General features: G+C 37.9%; 13 protein-coding genes, 1 tRNA gene and 1 pseudogene. 13 read left to right on the plus strand and 2 right to left on the minus strand.

Features of this window, described 5'->3' with window-relative positions:
* The first annotated feature begins 113 nt into the window (after positions 1-113).
* A complete protein-coding gene (locus LNM86_RS01870; RefSeq protein WP_241438197.1) occupies positions 114-2,642 on the plus strand; it encodes a DNA translocase FtsK in 2,529 nt (842 codons plus the stop codon).
* Positions 2,643-3,776: 1,134 nt separating this feature from the next.
* Positions 3,777-5,102 carry a sensor histidine kinase gene (locus tag LNM86_RS01875; protein WP_241438198.1) on the plus strand — a complete coding sequence of 442 codons (1,326 nt, stop codon included), beginning with the start codon at positions 3,777-3,779 and terminating at the stop codon, positions 5,100-5,102.
* A 2-nt stretch (positions 5,103-5,104) separates the two neighbouring features.
* Here the strand turns inward: LNM86_RS01875 and mscL are convergent, their stop codons facing one another.
* The gene (gene mscL / locus LNM86_RS01880; protein WP_241438199.1) at positions 5,105-5,518 is read right to left on the minus strand and encodes a large conductance mechanosensitive channel protein MscL; all 414 of its coding nucleotides are present in this window, start codon (positions 5,516-5,518) and stop codon (positions 5,105-5,107) included.
* Positions 5,519-6,099: 581 nt separating this feature from the next.
* On the opposite strand from mscL, the gene LNM86_RS01885 reads away from it, so the two are divergent.
* From LNM86_RS01885 to LNM86_RS01910, 6 genes are all read left to right on the plus strand, one after another.
* Positions 6,100-7,188: a quinone-dependent dihydroorotate dehydrogenase gene (locus LNM86_RS01885; RefSeq protein WP_241438200.1), complete on the plus strand. Its 1,089-nt coding sequence runs from the start codon at positions 6,100-6,102 to the stop codon at positions 7,186-7,188.
* A gap of 134 nt (positions 7,189-7,322) precedes the next feature.
* A tRNA-His gene (locus LNM86_RS01890) sits at positions 7,323-7,399 on the plus strand.
* Between the two features lie 399 nt (positions 7,400-7,798).
* Positions 7,799-8,029 carry a hypothetical protein gene (locus LNM86_RS01895; RefSeq protein WP_241438201.1) on the plus strand — a complete coding sequence of 77 codons (231 nt, stop codon included), beginning with the start codon at positions 7,799-7,801 and terminating at the stop codon, positions 8,027-8,029.
* 270 nt (positions 8,030-8,299) lie between these two features.
* Positions 8,300-8,698, plus strand: coding sequence for a hypothetical protein (locus tag LNM86_RS01900; protein ID WP_241438202.1), 399 nt, complete (start codon positions 8,300-8,302; stop codon positions 8,696-8,698).
* Positions 8,699-8,798: 100 nt separating this feature from the next.
* The gene (locus LNM86_RS01905; RefSeq protein WP_241438203.1) at positions 8,799-9,203 is read left to right on the plus strand and encodes a hypothetical protein; all 405 of its coding nucleotides are present in this window, start codon (positions 8,799-8,801) and stop codon (positions 9,201-9,203) included.
* A gap of 304 nt (positions 9,204-9,507) precedes the next feature.
* The gene (locus tag LNM86_RS01910; protein ID WP_241438204.1) at positions 9,508-9,921 is read left to right on the plus strand and encodes a hypothetical protein; all 414 of its coding nucleotides are present in this window, start codon (positions 9,508-9,510) and stop codon (positions 9,919-9,921) included.
* Positions 9,922-10,440: 519 nt separating this feature from the next.
* On the opposite strand, the gene LNM86_RS01915 is transcribed toward LNM86_RS01910, so the two are convergent.
* Positions 10,441-10,584, minus strand: coding sequence for a hypothetical protein (locus LNM86_RS01915; protein WP_241438205.1), 144 nt, complete (start codon positions 10,582-10,584; stop codon positions 10,441-10,443).
* A gap of 173 nt (positions 10,585-10,757) precedes the next feature.
* Here LNM86_RS01915 and LNM86_RS01920 point away from each other — a divergent pair, with 173 nt between their 5' ends.
* The 5 genes and pseudogenes from LNM86_RS01920 (at position 10,758) to pgl (ending at position 17,760) form a co-directional block, all read left to right on the plus strand.
* Positions 10,758-12,110 carry an MATE family efflux transporter gene (locus tag LNM86_RS01920; protein WP_241438206.1) on the plus strand — a complete coding sequence of 451 codons (1,353 nt, stop codon included), beginning with the start codon at positions 10,758-10,760 and terminating at the stop codon, positions 12,108-12,110.
* A 586-nt stretch (positions 12,111-12,696) separates the two neighbouring features.
* A complete protein-coding gene (locus LNM86_RS01925; protein WP_241438207.1) occupies positions 12,697-14,124 on the plus strand; it encodes a glutamine synthetase family protein in 1,428 nt (475 codons plus the stop codon).
* 11 nt (positions 14,125-14,135) lie between these two features.
* Positions 14,136-15,418: pseudogene (locus tag LNM86_RS01930) on the plus strand (NAD(P)/FAD-dependent oxidoreductase).
* 119 nt (positions 15,419-15,537) lie between these two features.
* Positions 15,538-17,013: a glucose-6-phosphate dehydrogenase gene (zwf, locus tag LNM86_RS01935; RefSeq protein WP_241438208.1), complete on the plus strand. Its 1,476-nt coding sequence runs from the start codon at positions 15,538-15,540 to the stop codon at positions 17,011-17,013.
* 9 nt (positions 17,014-17,022) lie between these two features.
* Positions 17,023-17,760, plus strand: a complete 738-nt coding sequence (gene pgl / locus LNM86_RS01940) for a 6-phosphogluconolactonase (RefSeq protein WP_241438209.1) — start codon at positions 17,023-17,025, stop codon at positions 17,758-17,760.
* Positions 17,761-17,827 lie beyond the last annotated feature (67 nt).

A 17,827-nucleotide genomic window follows, 5' to 3' on the forward strand; every position in this document is an offset into this window, starting at 1 on the left:
TTTTTTGTTAAAAAATGACAGTTAGCAAAAGGTTATTAACCTTCATAGTATAGTCTTCATACATTCTTTTTGAAAAAGCGATTTTTTCCATTTCTATAAGTTTGTTGGATACCATGCATAATTTGAAAACAAAATCTCTTTCGACGTTTTCTTCTTCTGGTAAGAGTACACAAAGCACATCAGAAGAAGATTTATCTACCAAGATTGCTAAAATATTTTCTTATCCGGAAGTATGGAAAAAGGCATTCACTCTCGGAAAAAACGTGCGTTTTACGCGAACACCAGAGGTTGAGATTTTACGTCGTCGTATAGAAACAGATCCCGTTTTTGCCAAGCAGTTTCAATTTGTTCCGAAGAAAGAGCAAAAGAATCTTACAAATATTGTACACAATAAAGGTACAATAAATTCCCACTCAACAAAGAGGGTTATTAATTCTCAATCGTTAGCAAATAAAGCGTCCGTTTGTCATGCAACTGTTTTGAAAGAATTGTCACAACAAGCTGTTTGTAAACCATTTGAGGAGAGCGCTGGAAAACATAAATTACAAGTAGAAAACATGGTGCAAAAGATAAAGCCTGTTTTTCATCTTTCTGATGACGCATTTTTTGAGTGTGGATCCTTTATATTAGAACAAGTTGATGCTAAAATTTCAGGAGAGGATGCAATACCCATTGATTGTATCAGTAATGAGATTATCCCCGATACAACTACCACTTTTGATGATTCTATTACTGCTCTTTACCGTGTTCTTGAATACCGTTTTCCACAATTTTACGATTCCATTACATCAGAATTGCCAACGGAAAAGATCCAGGAAATGGAACAAATTTCTCATTTAAGTCATGCAAAGAATGATACTGCTAAAGAGAATCAAAAATGGCATTCCGAGCTTATGGTTGAAGATTCTGCTGATAAGTTAAACAATATTGAAGCCCCTATAAAAAGACAAAGTACCAATGAGATTGTTGCCAATGAGATTGTTGATTGTACAACAGAAAGCCTTGCCAAAAATTCAAAAGACTTTTCTATAATGCAACTTAAAGGGCAAGTTTTTCGATCTGCTCGTGCATCATTATGCCACTATGATTCTGCTTTTACATCAAACATGCAATCTTTTGATGAAGGTACTTATGAATTCCCTCCGATAAATTTATTACAGGAACCTGTTTTGCATGAAGAGAGGCTGATATCGCAAGAAACATTAGAGCGCGGTGCTGGACTCTTGGAAAGTGTTTTGGAAGATTTTGGTATTAAGGGTGAAGTTATCCATGTTCATCCAGGACCAGTGGTGACAATGTATGAATTTGAACCTGCCGCTGGCGTGAAATCATCACGGGTTATTAATCTCTCTGACGATATTGCACGTTCTATGTCTGCTATTTCTACACGTGTTGCTGTGATTCCTGGACGCAATGTAATTGGGATTGAGTTGCCAAATGCAGTTCGTGAAACTGTTTATTTACGGGAATTGATCCAAACAAGCTCTTTTCGTGAAAGTCAGTTTAAACTTGCTCTTGCCTTGGGGAAGGGGATTAATGGTGAACCTGTCATCGCAGAATTAGCAAAAATGCCTCATTTATTGGTTGCGGGAACAACGGGATCGGGAAAATCTGTTGCGATTAATACAATGATTTTATCGATTCTTTATCGCATGACTCCCAAACAATGCCGTTTGATCATGGTTGATCCTAAAATGCTAGAACTCTCTGTTTATGATGGTATTCCACATCTTTTAACACCTGTTGTAACAGATCCCCAAAAAGCTGTAACGGCTTTAAAATGGGCGGTTCGTGAAATGGAAGAGCGTTATCGTAAAATGGCTAAATTAGGTGTACGTAATATTGATGGTTTTAATGCACGCGTTGCTCTTGCAGCACAAAAAGGCGAAACGATCATGTGCACTGTACAGTCAGGTTTTGATAAAGAAAGTGGGGAAATGCTTTATCATGAAGAAGCAATGGATCTAACACAACTGCCTTATATCGTTGTCATTGTTGATGAGATGGCTGATCTCATGATGGTAGCAGGGAAAGAAATTGAAAATGCCATTCAGCGTTTAGCACAAATGGCTCGTGCCGCAGGTATTCACCTTATTATGGCCACTCAGCGTCCTTCTGTTGATGTTATCACAGGTACGATTAAAGCAAATTTTCCTACCCGTATTTCTTTTCAGGTAACATCGAAAATAGATAGCCGTACAATTCTAGGAGAACAAGGTGCTGAAACACTTTTGGGTCAAGGCGATATGCTTCATATGGCTGGTGGTGGGCGTATTGTCCGTGTTCATGGTCCTTTTGTTTCTGACGAAGAAGTTGAATCCATTGTTGCACATCTTAAAAGGCAAGGAAAACCTGAATATTTAGCAACAGTAACAGATGGTGAAGATGAGAATAAAGAGGATGGAGCTGCTGATACAGTTTCTGGAATTTCGAGAGAAGAAAACCTTGGTGAAGATGGTGAAGAACTTTATACGCAAGCTGTGAAAATTGTTATGCGTGATAAAAAATGCTCGACATCTTATATTCAACGTCGTCTTGCAATCGGTTATAATAAGGCTGCTTCTCTCGTGGAACGCATGGAAGAAAGAGGTATTGTTGGAGCTGCTAACCATGTTGGGAAACGTGAAATTCTAGTTACTTAAGTAGAATAATAAGGAAGACATTTTTCAAAATGCGTGATTTTTAAAATATCTTATGATCGTTATTTGAAGAGCTAGTGTTTGCTTTGTTTTATGAAAGTGCGTGTTGTTTTGTACTTGTTTGCAAACGACGAAATATTAAAATATGAATGAGAAGTGACAAAATAGAAGCAATATTTCGTATGAAGGCTACTGATATGTAAGAGAAAATGATGCAAAGAAGGGATGAAAATATCTTTTACATTTTTGGATTATCTGAAATATAAAGAAATTAAAAAAAACTTCGTATAATTGAGAGAGAGCTTTGTGTTGTTTCTCTAATTATAGAAATATTCTTTTGTTGAGAGAGGGTATATTTTGAGCTTTTTTCTGTTACAGATATGAAGAAAAGAAGTTTTTCAGATCAAATAAAGTCTCACAAGAGAGTGAAGAAGACGGGAAGTGCAAGTTTTATTGCATTGGATGGTTTAGGGGCGTATTTCTGTATCCCCTCTTATATTATTAGTTGAGGTCTTTTTATTGGAAGTTTTCTGGAAAGAGATTTCTCTTATCGCTAGCTTCGATAAGAAAAGAATGTCCGTGCAATAATTAATGAATATGCAATAGTTTTGAAGGTTTCTTCTCCTCTTTCTTTTCTTGGTAAAACGGTCAAAATTCTGCTACAGACTGTTGATAGTAAGGTACCAGTCAAAACATTTTATACATAGCAGATATGTATACAGAGATTGGTGTTATTCGTTTAGAAACAAAATCAGTCATTTTTGGGTTTTGTACATGGCATTAGCAGCAGATCAGTTGAAGAGTAAAAAGAAACTTTTTTATTTTATGCCAAAACGTTTGCTACAACGGTTTTACTTGGAAAACAGATGAAAATGTTTCATTTAGGGTTGTTTCTAAAGGATGACCTGAAAAGTAGGCTTTTATTGATTTAGTTTTGGTAAGCTTACCATGAGATTTAATGATGAATGGTGTTAAAATATAGGCAGTTTTATTGAAGACGCTTTACTTTGGAGGAAATAGGACGCTTAGTGGAGTGTTGATGATATCCAGAATGGTTTAAATGTTGAATAATCTGCTGTGCCAATTTTTGATGAAAGCATATCGCTTAAGAGATTTCATGGCTTTGGTGTTTTAAAGATGCAAGAAAAAGAACAAGAGAAAAAAGATGAAGATTCAGACGCAAACAGATCAAGCCTTTCAGAGATAGAGCGTTCAGCTTTTCATGAAATTGCACAGCGATTGCGTGGAGAATTACATTTATCTTTAGAATGTGCGCCTTTTGATAAAAAAGCGATAGAGTTCTTGCCAAATACGCAGGCTTTGACGGAAAATACTATAGAACAAACGCTTATAAAAGAGCCCGCAGTTGTTTTATCATTACTGGATACAGCGGCCGATGGTATATTTTGGTTAGATGGACGGGGTTTCATTCAGGCGGTCAGTAAAACAGCTTTGACATTGACAGGTTATGAGATCAAAGAATTACAGGCACAACCATTCTCATCATTATTGAATTTGCAAAATCGATCTTTAATTGAGAAGTATTTTAAATTAATCCGTGTGGAAGGAAAAGATCCGATTTTTAATCGTGGAGAGACAGTTGAGTTAGTGACGAAAAGTCAGAAAAATATAACGGTCTCTATAACGGTTGTACCTTTGGCACGGCAAGACAATTACGCTGTTATAGTGCATAATTTGGTACGAACAATTCTACCAGTGGATACAAAAACAGAAGAGAATGAAAGGGTTGGAATTGTTCATGAAATGCGAACGCCTTTAAATGCTCTTATTGGTTTTGCCGAAATTATGAGAGATGGCCGTTTTGGTACGATAGACAATGAACGTTATCGTGGATATTTGTGCGATATTATCTCATCTGGAAAACATATATTATCGCTGGTTAATCAGTTACTTGAATGCTCAAAAGCAAATTATTCTGGTTTAAATAAGCGGAAGAAGACGCCTTTTACAGCTGAAGCATTTGATGTAATAGCATGTTTACGGACGAGTATGGCTTTTCTTGAAACACAGGCTAATCATAATGGCATTATCATGCGTATTGCTGCTCCGATTCATGTGCCATTTATTGGTGTATCACAACAGACATTTCGGCAAATTATATGGAATCTTCTATCCAATGCCATTCGTTTTACCCCATCGGGTGGGCAAATTATTGTTCACGTTTCTTATGGAAAAAAACAACGTGTAAAGATTTCAGTGAGTGATAACGGTATAGGAATGAGTGATGAAGAAATGATGCAAGCATTGCAACCGTATGGTCAGGTAAAGCGCAAAGACGGACGCTCTGGTGATAGCGCCTTTATGGGAACAGGTTTAGGACTTCCGATGTGCAAGGCAATGGTAGAAGAAAGTGGTGGTCAATTTTTATTATTTTCAAAACCCAATCATGGAACAACTGTGGAAATGTTTTTTCCTGTGTTCCATGAGGAGATTCATGAATAAATTCATTTTTTCTTGGCTAAAAGATCTCTGATTTCTGATAGAAGCTGTTCTTCTAGAGACATTTTTTTTGAACTTTCTTCTTCTTCTTGTTTTCGGCGTATTTTATTCATGCCTTTAACAAACAGAAAAAGGACCCAAGCGATAATAAGGAAATTGATCAGCAAAGTAATAAAGTTGCCGTAGCTAATGGTTGCTCCCGCTGCTTTAGCAGCACTTAATGTCGCTTGTTTTTCACCGGCAAGTTGGATAAACATGTTCGAAAAGTCGATTCCACCTGTAATAAGTCCAATGATTGGCATAAAAATATCATTGACAATTGAGTTGACTAAACTACCAAATGCTCCTCCGATAATCACACCGATGGCAAGATCAATCATATTACCTTTTAGGGCAAATTCTTTAAATTCTTTAAGCATTGCGTCTTCCCCTTCATACATAAAGACATATGATAATTTTAATTACCGCTTTTGATAAAAAAGAAAAGAGTGATTTTTATTTTCTTGCTAAGCATTATCTTACAAAGATTAAAATTCTTGTCCAAAAGTATTCTGGCATGTTAGAAAGTCTATTGCATGGGTTCTGTTTGACTTTAAAATTAAGAGTATCTCATAGAGCTTAAAGTGATGGTGCGTTTCTCGCAAAGAAGTTTTAACTCTTTTTTTAACAGAAGGAGGAAACCATTCTTGATTGATAAAAATGTTATAAATTTTTTATGACAACATATTGAAAAAGAGATCTATTTTGCAAGATCTTTGTTTTTTTACAGATTTTAATGTTTGAACAATTTTGAGAGAGTAAGAAATTTTTTTCAAAGACCAAAAGACTCTTTTTTGCTCAATGTACGTAAAAATAAGCATAATGGCGAAGATATTAATAAATTTGCTTGTTATAGGAGAGGCATTCTTATTAAGATGATGTGTTCTCTTTATTGGTGATCTTTTGTGTTAAGAGATTTATGTGAGGCGCAGCGGATGAGTTTTATTTTGGAGAAGGATTGATGAGTTTCTTTCGTTGTATTGGTCGTTCTGCTTTATTTATGTTAGATCCAGAACATGCGCACCGTTTAGCGATTATGGGGTTAAAAAGTGGATTAAGCAGTTGTCAAAAGGTTGTTGATAAGCGTTTGTGTGTGACTATTGCAGGTCTTAAATTTGAAAATTTTATCGGTCTTGCTGCGGGTTTTGATAAGAATGCAGAAGTTGTTGATGCTGTTTTTCGCTTAGGATTTGGTTTTACTGAAATTGGTACCGTTACACCAAAGCCTCAAGAGGGAAATCCTAAACCGCGGCTTTTTCGCTTAACAGAAGATGAAGCGATTATTAATAGAATGGGTTTTAACAATGATGGGCATAAAATTGTATATGATAGACTCCGAACGTATAAAAAGAGGGGTATTGTAGGAATCAATATTGGTGCCAATAAGGATACGGTTGATAAGATTAACGATTATACCGCTGGTGTTGCCCATTTTTATGATGTTTCTGATTATTTTACGATTAACATTTCCTCTCCTAACACACCAGGTTTACGTGCTTTACAAGCTCGTGAAAGCTTACATTTCTTGATGGAAGCGATTTCACAGGCGCGCAATGAACAAAAGAAAAAGCACGGATTTTCCGTTCCTATTTTTTTAAAAATCGCCCCTGATTTATCAGAAAAAGAATTGGATGATATCGCTGAAGAGATGAAGCTTTCTGATTTTGATGGTCTCATTGTTTCCAATACCACTCTTTCACGCCAAGGACTCAAAAATAGTCTACTAAGTGGTGAGGAGGGAGGACTTTCTGGGCGTCCACTTTTTGAACGCTCTACTATTGTGCTTGCAAAAATGCGTCAAAAATTAGGTAAGGAGATGGCAATCATTGGTGTTGGTGGTGTAAAGGATGCACAAACGGCTTTGGAAAAAGTGAAAGCTGGTGCAGATTTAGTTCAGTTATACAGTGGAATGATTTATGAAGGGCCTGACCTTGTTATAGCGATTCTGAAAGAGATTATGCAATTGATGCAACAAGATGGGGTTGAGAATATAAGAGCTTATCGTGATCACTGTGTTGAACATTGGGCAAAGCGTGCTCTTCCTTTGTAGAGAATTTTTTTTTGATAAAAAATGCAAGATTTTTTTAAAGGGGCTTGCAAACTCTTTTGATCTTCCTTATGTCACACAGACAGAGAATAAGTGTTTATGAAATAGTAAACAGTTATGATATATTTATTTTTTAGGCGGTTGTAGCTCAGCTGGTTAGAGCGCTGGTTTGTGGCACCAGAGGTCGTAGGTTCAAATCCCACCAACCGTACCATTTATCTTGTTACAGCTTTTCTAATTCTTATTTAGTGCGATTTTTGCTGTGGTTAAAAGCCGCAGTTATCGGTCTTTTTTGCCTTTGAGCCATCACGCAGCAAAGACCTTGCGCGGGTAATTTTATGCGTTTTTTGCCAAAAATGGCTAATTTGTCTAAAGAGCGGAGACTTTGTTGCAGAAGGTCTCGACTCATTTTCCCCTTGTTTTTCAAGCTGTTATAAAAATAGCATTTTCTGAAGTTCGAATGCACCTCATGGGTGCAAACAAGATATAAACTGACGAACTTCATTGAGAAGACACAATAAGTTGCATATAACCCATTGTTTATTATGCATAAATTTGTCATTACGGCAGAATATAGCATCTTATATTTATTCTAGCGTAGGGGAGTACCGATATGACGATTATAGCGGATGAGAAGAAGATAGAGGGTTTGAGCCAAAGTACACAAGAGCAAGACATAGATAAGTTAAAAGCCGCCTTTCCGCAATATTTTCGGGAGGACAAGCTGGATATAGATCAGCTTTTAAACCTATGCGGTGAATATATCGACAATGATTTTGAGAAGTTTAAGTTTGAATGGAAAAGTTCATTGAAGCAGTTTCTCTGGGAGATACCTATCAGTTGACCATTAAACAGGATACAGAGTATGAACTAGGTGGTGTTTTATTCATACGAAAACTAAAAAACGAAGCATTTGCGGTAAGTTTTCTATCAAATATAAAAAGGAGGATGCACCATGTTTAACATAATAATCTCTTTTATTCCGTGGAGTATTTACTCCTAGGTTATCAATGGAAACGTTTTAACTCAGATCGAACGCTCTTTCATCTTAACTGTGATTTTATTGTCCATTATTGCTGTGAATATTAAAATTGTCCGACAGGGAGAACCCGTGATGATGACTAACATTCTGACAGTTATTGTCCTGTTTGTTAATTATTTCGCTGGATGGTCTACACTTTTATTGAACTACCCCACAGTTTTTTGCTATCTGCCACTTGTTCTGGTTTCATTGATGAGCTTGCTGGTAAAGAAACCCTTTACCATTTTTTATGCCAATGCTGGTGTTTCTGAAGAAAAACGCAAACATATCCTATTTTATCTCATCAATAAATATATTCCATGGATTTGGGTAATCATCTTTTTTGCCAATGGTCTTCTAGCGGCTTTTTTTGCATGGATCCCCCATATTTGGTGGGGCATTATCGGTTTAATTTGTGCAGGTATTCTTTTTTCTAAATATCTTCCTAACATCATGCTATATCTTTATCGAGTCAAACGCTATGGAGCATAATATGTCATTGTTGAACATTCTGACCGGAACCCCTTTATGGGTCTGGATTTTGCTTATCTTTCTCATTACGAGGGGAATAAGCGCATTGAAAGATAGGGAAATGAAGGTTAACCGACTTTTTCTATTGCCGTTAATCTTTCTTTTTTTGGGCGGAAGCGATGTGATTAACAAGTTGGCGTTCCCGCTCTGGGGAGCAATCACAATGTTGGCGGGGCTGATGATCGGCGTTGGCGTTGGCTGGTTGCTCTGGCGTGCCACTCCGCGTTTAAAAATCAAAGAGGGAACGGATTTAATTATTCGGCCTGGTACACCGTTGACGCTGCTATTTATTCTTATCACTTTTGTTATTAAATTCACATTGATTGCTTTTCTCCATGTTAAAGCTGATTTGAAATATGCATTTGATTTTAACCTTCTTTTTGGTCTTTTAAGTGGGTTCACTGGTGGTGTGTTGTGGGGCGGAGCATTAAATTTATATATAACATTTCGAAAGAATCCAAATTAATCCCTATATCATTAGCTGTGGGTTCCTCCCATCAGAACTATCTCAATAGAAGTTTATCCCTAACAACAATGCTGTATACAAACGCAGCGTTGCCTCATAGTTTCAGATTTTTTTGTTCCAGCGCGTGAATAGGTGACGGAAGTGATATATCTGATTATGCTCCCCTTGGGGGCAGAGCGAGCCTAAAGGTTTAGAATGCTATAAGTTTAAGCTAGCTGGACTTTGAACAGATGGTTGATCGCTCATGGTAAATCATTTTGTTTTACGATTCAAAAAGAGGATAGTGATGGTCTCATTGGCGTAGGTGGGTAAGAAAACTCTTAGCTTGGCAATGCGTCAACAGGCTGAATGTCTATATTCTGAAGTCAAACAACGCTGGGGATCACAGAGGGTACAACAAGCACATGATGAAATTCTACAGAATCCAGTAATCCAGACAGATCCTCATTATCGCTTGATGTTTGATAGTGATTTTAGTTCTACAATGGTATTTTCGACCCGTGGTCACGAACTTATGGGAAATGTAACCAATAGAATGTTTACTTGTTCAACTGTAACTCTAGAAGAACAGGCTCGTCGCGGTCTAGCTTGGCTTCGAATGGATGATAAACCCTATAGAATCTTTGAGATGCCTCGGCGACAATTGGCTAGGAAAAGTGTTAGTGAATACCAAGATGACGTTTGTTTTATCGCCAGAAGTTTGATCTTGGCTGCGTAGGCAATTTCTGAAAGCAGTGTTTCCAGAATATTTACTAAATACTAAAAGATCTATTGTAACGCATATTTATAATCTTAATGAATACATATTCGAGCACTTTAGACAGGGCCATAATATTTCTACTATCACATTACGAGAATCATTTTTTGCGTTATATGCGATAGAATTATTGAAACAGTTTAGTTTTATGCGACGTATTATGGACGATGGGTGATTAGCAAAACTAGTTGAATTTTTTTAACTAGAATCACAAGGACTATGGAAAAATTTCATACTCACTGCCACAGATCTATTTTGGCTATCGATTGAGGGATGTGTACGCTCTCCCAGTTAAGAGATGGCGTTTTATATTCAGATCATTTTGGATTACGTATCAATTTTGAAACTGATTCCATTGTGCAAAATCTTCAAACAGGACGACTAATCTCTAGTTTATTTTTTATATTTTTAAGTGGTTCTTTGTTGCCAAGAATTCGTTTTTTAGGAGGAGCATATCAAGTCTTGTACCAAGAAATTTTATTAAAAATACTGAAAATGGATATGCAAGACGAGCAAACGCTTGCTAAGGATATTATATTGTATCAATGATTGTCGTTGGTTGGGGGCATAATGTTGTACAAAAAAACGCATGGCATGAAGTCCAAAAAACGAATAAAGGCGCATTGCGTTTTTCCTTTAAAAATTGGACATTTCCTCTTAGCTTAATGAGTTCTCATTATGCATCCTTTACGCAAGACTTGCGATGGAAAAACTTTACGGAAAAAATTAATGAGTTTTGTTTAAAAAATCCGAGCTTAATACTTAATACATTCTTCAATATGGAAGGATCTCTCACAATGTTTGTTGTGATGAAGCAATTGCTATCTCTTGGCATGCCACTGGCTGTTGGGTTTATCTCTCAGATGACGATTTCCTTTACAGATGCAGCACTTGTGGCACATTTAGGCGTTCAAGCCTTGAGTGGTACAATGTTGGCTCTGAGTATGTTTAGTTTTGTTATGTTGTTGGGGCTAGGTATTATTACCGCGGTTGCACCAAAACTTGCGGAAAGCTTTCGCAGACAAGATAAATATGCATTAAGGGCATGGTTTGATCAAGGAATATGGCTTTCCCTTTTGATTGGAATAATGAGTGCGATCATTTTATTCAATACAAGGAGTATTTTATGTCTTTTCGGCCAAGATGAGGCAGTTGCCAATATAGCGCAGGAATATAATAGTGGCGCTGCTATAGGAGTAGTGTTTTTTTATCTTTATGTGAATAGCCGCGGATTACTGTCAGCGATCGGTAATCCAAGGCCCTTAACATGGGTGATGCTTGCGGCTATCCTTGTGAATTTTCTTCTCTCTTGGCCGCTTATTTTTGGTATAGGTCCTGTAAGCGGATTGGGTGTCTTTGGTGCTGGAATTGCGAGTAGTTTGATCCGTGTTTTGATTGTTATTGCGGCGGCAATAATTCTGGCCCGCAATTCCGCTTTTCATTCCTTTTCCTTAAATTATTTGAGACCAAAGTTAGAAATTTCACGAATAATAACATTGCTGCGGATAGGGCTACCCATTGGTATACGTATTCTTATTGCGGAGGGCTTTCCTTCTGTCATTGTATTCATGATTACAGCTTATGGGGTTCAAGCTTTGGCTGCGCATACGATTGGGATGCGTCTCGATATGCTTATTTCTGTGGTAGCTTTGGGGATATCCAGTGCAGCTGCGACGATAGCAGCGTGGTATAGAGCAGATGGAAATAATATAGCTCTAAAGCAGTTGCGTATGAGTGTTACAGTTTTTGCTATAGCTTACGTCTTGTTTTTATCAGGGGTTGTTTATCTCTTTTATGAATTTATTCTTACAACTATCTTTGATATTTCTTCAGATCGCGTCGTTGTTTTTTCTTGGGAGTTGCTTCCGTTTATCTTATTGTCTTTTGCTTTTGGCACTTTAGGAGTTGTGCTCAATGGTATACTTGTGGGCTTGCTTGATACGTTTTGGTCAACAATTGTTGTAACAATAAGCTATTGGGGGGTAGGCCTATTTTTGGGGGTGCTCATGGCGCATTTTTTTGAATATGGCTTTATTGGCTATTGGTTTGGCATGATTGGTGCAAGCTTAATCGTTTCTATTTTTAATTATATGCGCGTAGGTTATTTAATAAAACGCAATCCTATGTTTGGGTCTGGAGGAGTGTTATAAAAGCACTTGTAAAGTACTAGGAAGTATACTTCTCACCATCCATATAGGCTGTTTTGCTTCTATGGAGATAACAATATAGGTTACAAACTTGCTTAATTATTTATTTTGAATAATACGAGTTTATTAAAATAATTGGACTTCAATTAGGAGTCATTTGGGTAAATTGGAATAGTTTAATACTTAAAAAAATGACTAGAAAAAGCATGCCTCTATTTAGGAGCGGTAGACTCCGTATAGGCTGCACATGCAATATGTGAAACACGCTTGCGGGAATCGGTGTGTCATTATTGCGTTGTGCACGCGACCCTTTATAGTACTTCATTGGTAAGGCTGTTTTTTGAAGCTGGTTGTAATTATTTGTGTGTTTTTAAAGAGAACGTTAGCACCGATGTATCGTGTGCAGTACCAATTTTTTTGCACTATATTTGATATGGTAAGCAGCTTATAATAATCGCAAGGTTTCTTTTACTTTGATGGGATTTGTGTCATTCTTTAAAAGTGGAGTTGATAGAGTTTTTTCGTAACGTTCATATATGAGGTAATACCATAAGGGTGAGGCTTAAATGTTTTCTTGAGTTGGTGTATTATGGCTGTAAAAAATGGTAAACAAATAAAAAATAAGGGTTCTAAACCTGTTTCTGGTTTTCTCAAAAATTTACGTGGTGTCAAGAATTGGAATCAAGTTTCGCAGTGGCTTGCGTCCCGTAATGTAGAAGATATTGAATGTATTACACCTGATCAAGCAGGTGTACCGCGTGGCAAGATGATGCTTTCTAAAAAATTTACCTCGGAAACATCATTGGCATTGCCTTCAGCCGTTTTTATGGCAACAATTTCAGGAGATTATCCTGAAGATGGTCATGGTTTTGAATATCCTAAAACAGATGGAGATCTGCGTCTTGAGCCTGATCTTTCTACGTTGAGCATTGTGCCATGGGAAGAGGCTCCTACCGCACAAGTGATTTGTGATCTTGTCTATCAAAATGGGCAGGTTGTAGATTATACACCACGAAATGTTTTGCGAACAGTTCTTGGTTTTTATACGGAAATGGGTTTAAAGCCGGTTGTTTCACCAGAAATTGAGTTTTATTTAGTACAGAAAAATCCTGATCCCGACTATCCTTTAGTTCCTCCCGTTGGTCGTTCTGGACGTTCAATTGGTGGGGGACAGGGGTATTCGATTGCGGGTGTCAATGAATTTGATGAGTTTATAGATGATATTTATCATTTTTCAGAGGCGCAGGGGTTGGAAATTGACACGCTCATTCATGAAGAAGGAGCTGGTCAATTTGAAATTAATTTACGTCACGGTGATCCGATTGAATTAGCTGATCAAGTTTTTATGTTTAAACGCACAATTCGTGAAGCAGCACTTAAGCATGATATGTATGCCACTTTTATGGCTAAGCCTATTCAAGGGCAACCAGGTTCTGCTATGCATATTCACCAATCGGTTGTTGATAAAAAGACAGGTATGAATATTTTTACACAAGAAGATGGAGAGGAAAGTGTTTTTTTTCGCCATTTTATTGGTGGATTACAAAGGCATATGGCGGGAGGGCTTGTAATGCTTGCACCTTATGTGAATTCTTATCGGCGTCTTATGCCTGATATTTCTGCGCCTGTTAATTTGCGATGGGGCTATGATAATCGTACGACAGCTTTTCGTGTTCCTCGCTCTGCTCCACAGGGACGGCGCGTTGAGAATAGACTTCCTTCATCAGATGCTAATCCTTATTTAGCTCTTGCAGCTTCTTTGGCTTGCGGTCTTATTGGATTACAGCAAAAGCTTGAACCTGATGAGCCAACAACAAGTAATGTGAATGCTGATAGCATTGAATTACCACGTGGTCTCATTGAGGCGGTTAATTTATTTGAACAAGATACGGCAATACGTGCCATTCTAGGAGATGTTTTTGTAAGTACCTATGCTGCAATCAAACGACAAGAGTTTGAAACTTTTATGGAAGTCATCAGTCCGTGGGAGCGCGAATATCTCTTGCTTAATGTTTGAGGTTTATCACGATGATTGATTATAATCCGATTTCTCCAGGAATTTCTTGGTATGAGGATACTTTAGACGAGCGCCCCTCTTATCCGTTTTTTAGCGACCAGATACAGTGTGATGTGGTTATTATCGGAGGTGGGTTTACTGGACTTTCAGCGGCTTATCATTTGGCTAAGGCTGGAGTGCATGTTGTTTTGTTTGAAGCTTCACGGTTTGGTGATGGTGCTTCAGGGCGCAATGGCGGGCAGTTGGGAACAGGACTAAGACAATGGGTAGAATCATTAGAGAAGAAATATGGTTTTGCGCGAAGCAAGACATTGTTTGATTTAGCTGAAGAAGCCAAAAGAGACGTTTTATCTTGGTGTGCGATGCCTGATTGTCAGTGTGATTTTATGGCAGGGCATCTTTCTGTTACCCATAAAAAACGCGAATTAGCATCTTATCAACGGCATATTGAAGCGATGCAGCGTTATGGCTATTCCGGTCTCACTTTTATGGACAGAGATGAAACAGTGAAACGGCTTGGTTCTTCTTTTTATCATGGTGGTATCTATGATGCGGAGACGGGTCATATCAATCCCTTAAAGCTCGTTATTGGGTTGGCCAAAACGCCAAAAATGCTGGAGCTACACTTTATGAGAAGACACAAGTAACTGCGATAGAGCGCAATGGTAGCCATTATAGCGTGACAACAGAACGGGGGAATATAAGGACTGAGCATGTTTTATTAGCAACGAATGCGTATAAACTTGGACTTCAACATTTTGTTGAGAAAAATATTTTTTCTCTTCGTTCTTATATTGGAGCAACAGAACCTTTATCAAAAGAGCGCCCGATTCTTCAGGGGGGCGAATCGGTAGATGATTCTCGTTTTATGGTCCGCTATTTTCGCAAAACTACGGATAATCGCTTATTATTCGGTGGGGTAGAAAGTTACGATAATCAATATCCTGCAAATTTAGATGAACGTATAAGACGGCAGATTTTTGAAATTTATCCTCATTTACACTCTCTAAATCTAACCCATCATTGGGGGGCGACGGTTGCTATCACGGTTGAACGTATGCCTTATGTTCGTCAACTTTCCCCCGGGATCACTTATTGTGGTGGTTATTCGGGGCATGGGGTTATGCTTGCTCCTTTTATAGGAAAATTATATTCTGAATGGTTAACAGGGAAACGTGAGCGTTTTGCATCTTTTCAAGACTTAAAGATTTCACCTTTTCCAGGTGGAAAAATTTTACGTTATCCGCTGGTATTTTTGGCAATGCACTGGTTTTCTTTGATGGATCATTTTTAACTAAGCACTGTTTGAAATAACAAAAATTAAGAGCTTATTTAATATCTATCTGTTTTAATGATTGGAATTTCTATAAATTTTAAAAACTGTTATAATGAACAGGGAAGAGAGACAAGTTCATGGTGAGTAAAATTATTCCAGTCTCTCCCTTTGACTGTATTGTTTTTGGCGGCAATGGCGATTTAGCATCACGCAAACTTATACCTGCTCTTTACCATTGTCAGTGTGTTGGGCAATTGAGTGACCCAACGCGTATTATTGGGGTTTCACGCTCTTCATTAAGTCGTGAAGAGTATCAAAATTTTGTTCGTGCTTCCCTAGAGAAACATGTTCAACCAAAAGATCTCAACCAAATTGAAGTGGACCGTTTTCTTGCACGTTTAACCTATGTTTCTGTTGATATTACATCAAATCAGGGGTGGAAAGATCTTACTCTTGTTCTATCAAAAGATTCTGTTGATATTCGGGCCTTTTATTTAGCGGTTGGTTCGCCACTTTTTGGTGATATCGCGATGAGATTAGGGCAAAATGATTTAGTAACGCAGCAAACACGGATTATCATTGAAAAACCTATTGGTCATGATGCAAAAACAGCAGCTGAACTCAATGATATTTTTGCAAGAGCATTTGATGAAGAGCAAATTTTTCGTATTGATCATTATCTTGGCAAGGAAACAGTGCAAAATTTAATGGCTTTGCGGTTTGTGAATACACTTTATGAACCGTTATGGAATTCCAATTATATTGATCATGTTCAGATAACGGTTGCTGAATCGTTAGGATTGGAAGGGCGTGCAGAATATTACGAAAGTACAGGTGCGCTACGCGATATGGTACAAAACCATATGCTACAACTGCTTTGTTTGGTTGCTATGGAAATACCCTTTACCAATAGGGCAAATGCTGTACGTGATGAAAAACTGAAAGTTTTGCATTCTTTAATGCCTCTTGATGTGCATAATGTAGGGAAATATACTGTACGGGGGCAATATCGTTCTGGTCTCTTAAATGGTGTCTCTGTAAGATCTTATTGTGAGGATTTGGGAAAAACAGTAAGTGAGAGCGAAACATTTGTAGCGCTTAAGGTTCGGATTAATAATTGGCGTTGGGCGGATACACCTTTTTATTTACGAACAGGTAAGCGCATGTCCACGCGGATGTCTGAAATTGTTATAGTTTTTAAACCCATTCCTCATAATATTTTTGAATCGAGTTCAGATGAGATTTTTTCTAACCGGCTTGTTATTCGTCTCCAGCCTGATGAGGGGGTCAAGCAATGGTTGATGATTAAGGATCCAGGTCCCGGTGGCATGCGATTTCGTCATATTCCATTGGATATGTGTTTTGCATCTGCGTTTTCTCAACGGAATCCTGATGCATATGAACGCCTCTTAATGGATGTGATACGTGGAGATCAAACTCTGTTTATGCGTCGTGATGAAGTTGAGGCGGCTTGGCGTTGGATTGATCCTATTCTTGAGGGATGGCAAGCAATAAAGCAGCCGATTCATGGATATAAAGCTGGTTCATGGGGGCCATCTGCTTCAACATTTTTGATGGAACGTGATGGGCGTATATGGAACAATTTAGTTTAGAGCAAAAGTGTGTATGGAATGAATATTGATCGTTTAAATTTTGAAACACCCACGGATTTAGCGTTAGCATTGGCTGATCGTGTTGCAGCAGAGCTTAGTGTTGCTGTTCTTGAGAGAAAGCGCGCGATTTTAGCAGTCTCTGGTGGTAAGACACCGGAATTATTTTTTCATTATTTATCAAAAGCTGATATTGATTGGCAAAATATTATCATCACGTTAGTCGATGAACGCTTTGTTCCCACGCATGATGAGCGTTCAAATGAACACATGGTACGCTGTCATTTATTACAAAACTTTGCGTCTAAAGCACATTTTGTAGGACTTTATCATAAAGCAATTACTGTTGAACTTGCTGCTTTTTCGGCAGCTAGTCGTATTAATACTTTGCCTAAACCCTTTGATGTTGTTGTTTTAGGAATGGGAAATGATGGGCATACAGCGTCCTTTTTTTCTGATGCAGATCGTTTGAGGCAAGCGCTTGATCTTCACACTCAGGCACTTGTTTTACCACTTCATGCAAAAAGTGCTCAGGAGCCAAGACTTACACTGACTTTGCCAGTCATCATGCAATCTCGTTGCATACTTCTCCATTTTGAAGGCTTGCAGAAACGCGATTGTTTTGAAGTCGTTTGTCAAGAGGGCTCTGAAATGGAAATGCCAATTCGCGCGGTTTTACGCAATGCACATCACCTTGTTCAGGTTTATTGGTCTCCGAGTGAAAATGAAATAAGTGAAGCGGAAACATGATACAAATGTAGGTGATACGCAATCTCTGCGTTAAAAGTGAGAAGCATAAATGAAAGGGGGAAAGAAA

Origin of the sequence: Bartonella machadoae (assembly GCF_022559585.1) — a bacterium.
GTDB classification, from domain to species: Bacteria; Pseudomonadota; Alphaproteobacteria; order Rhizobiales; family Rhizobiaceae; genus Bartonella; species Bartonella machadoae.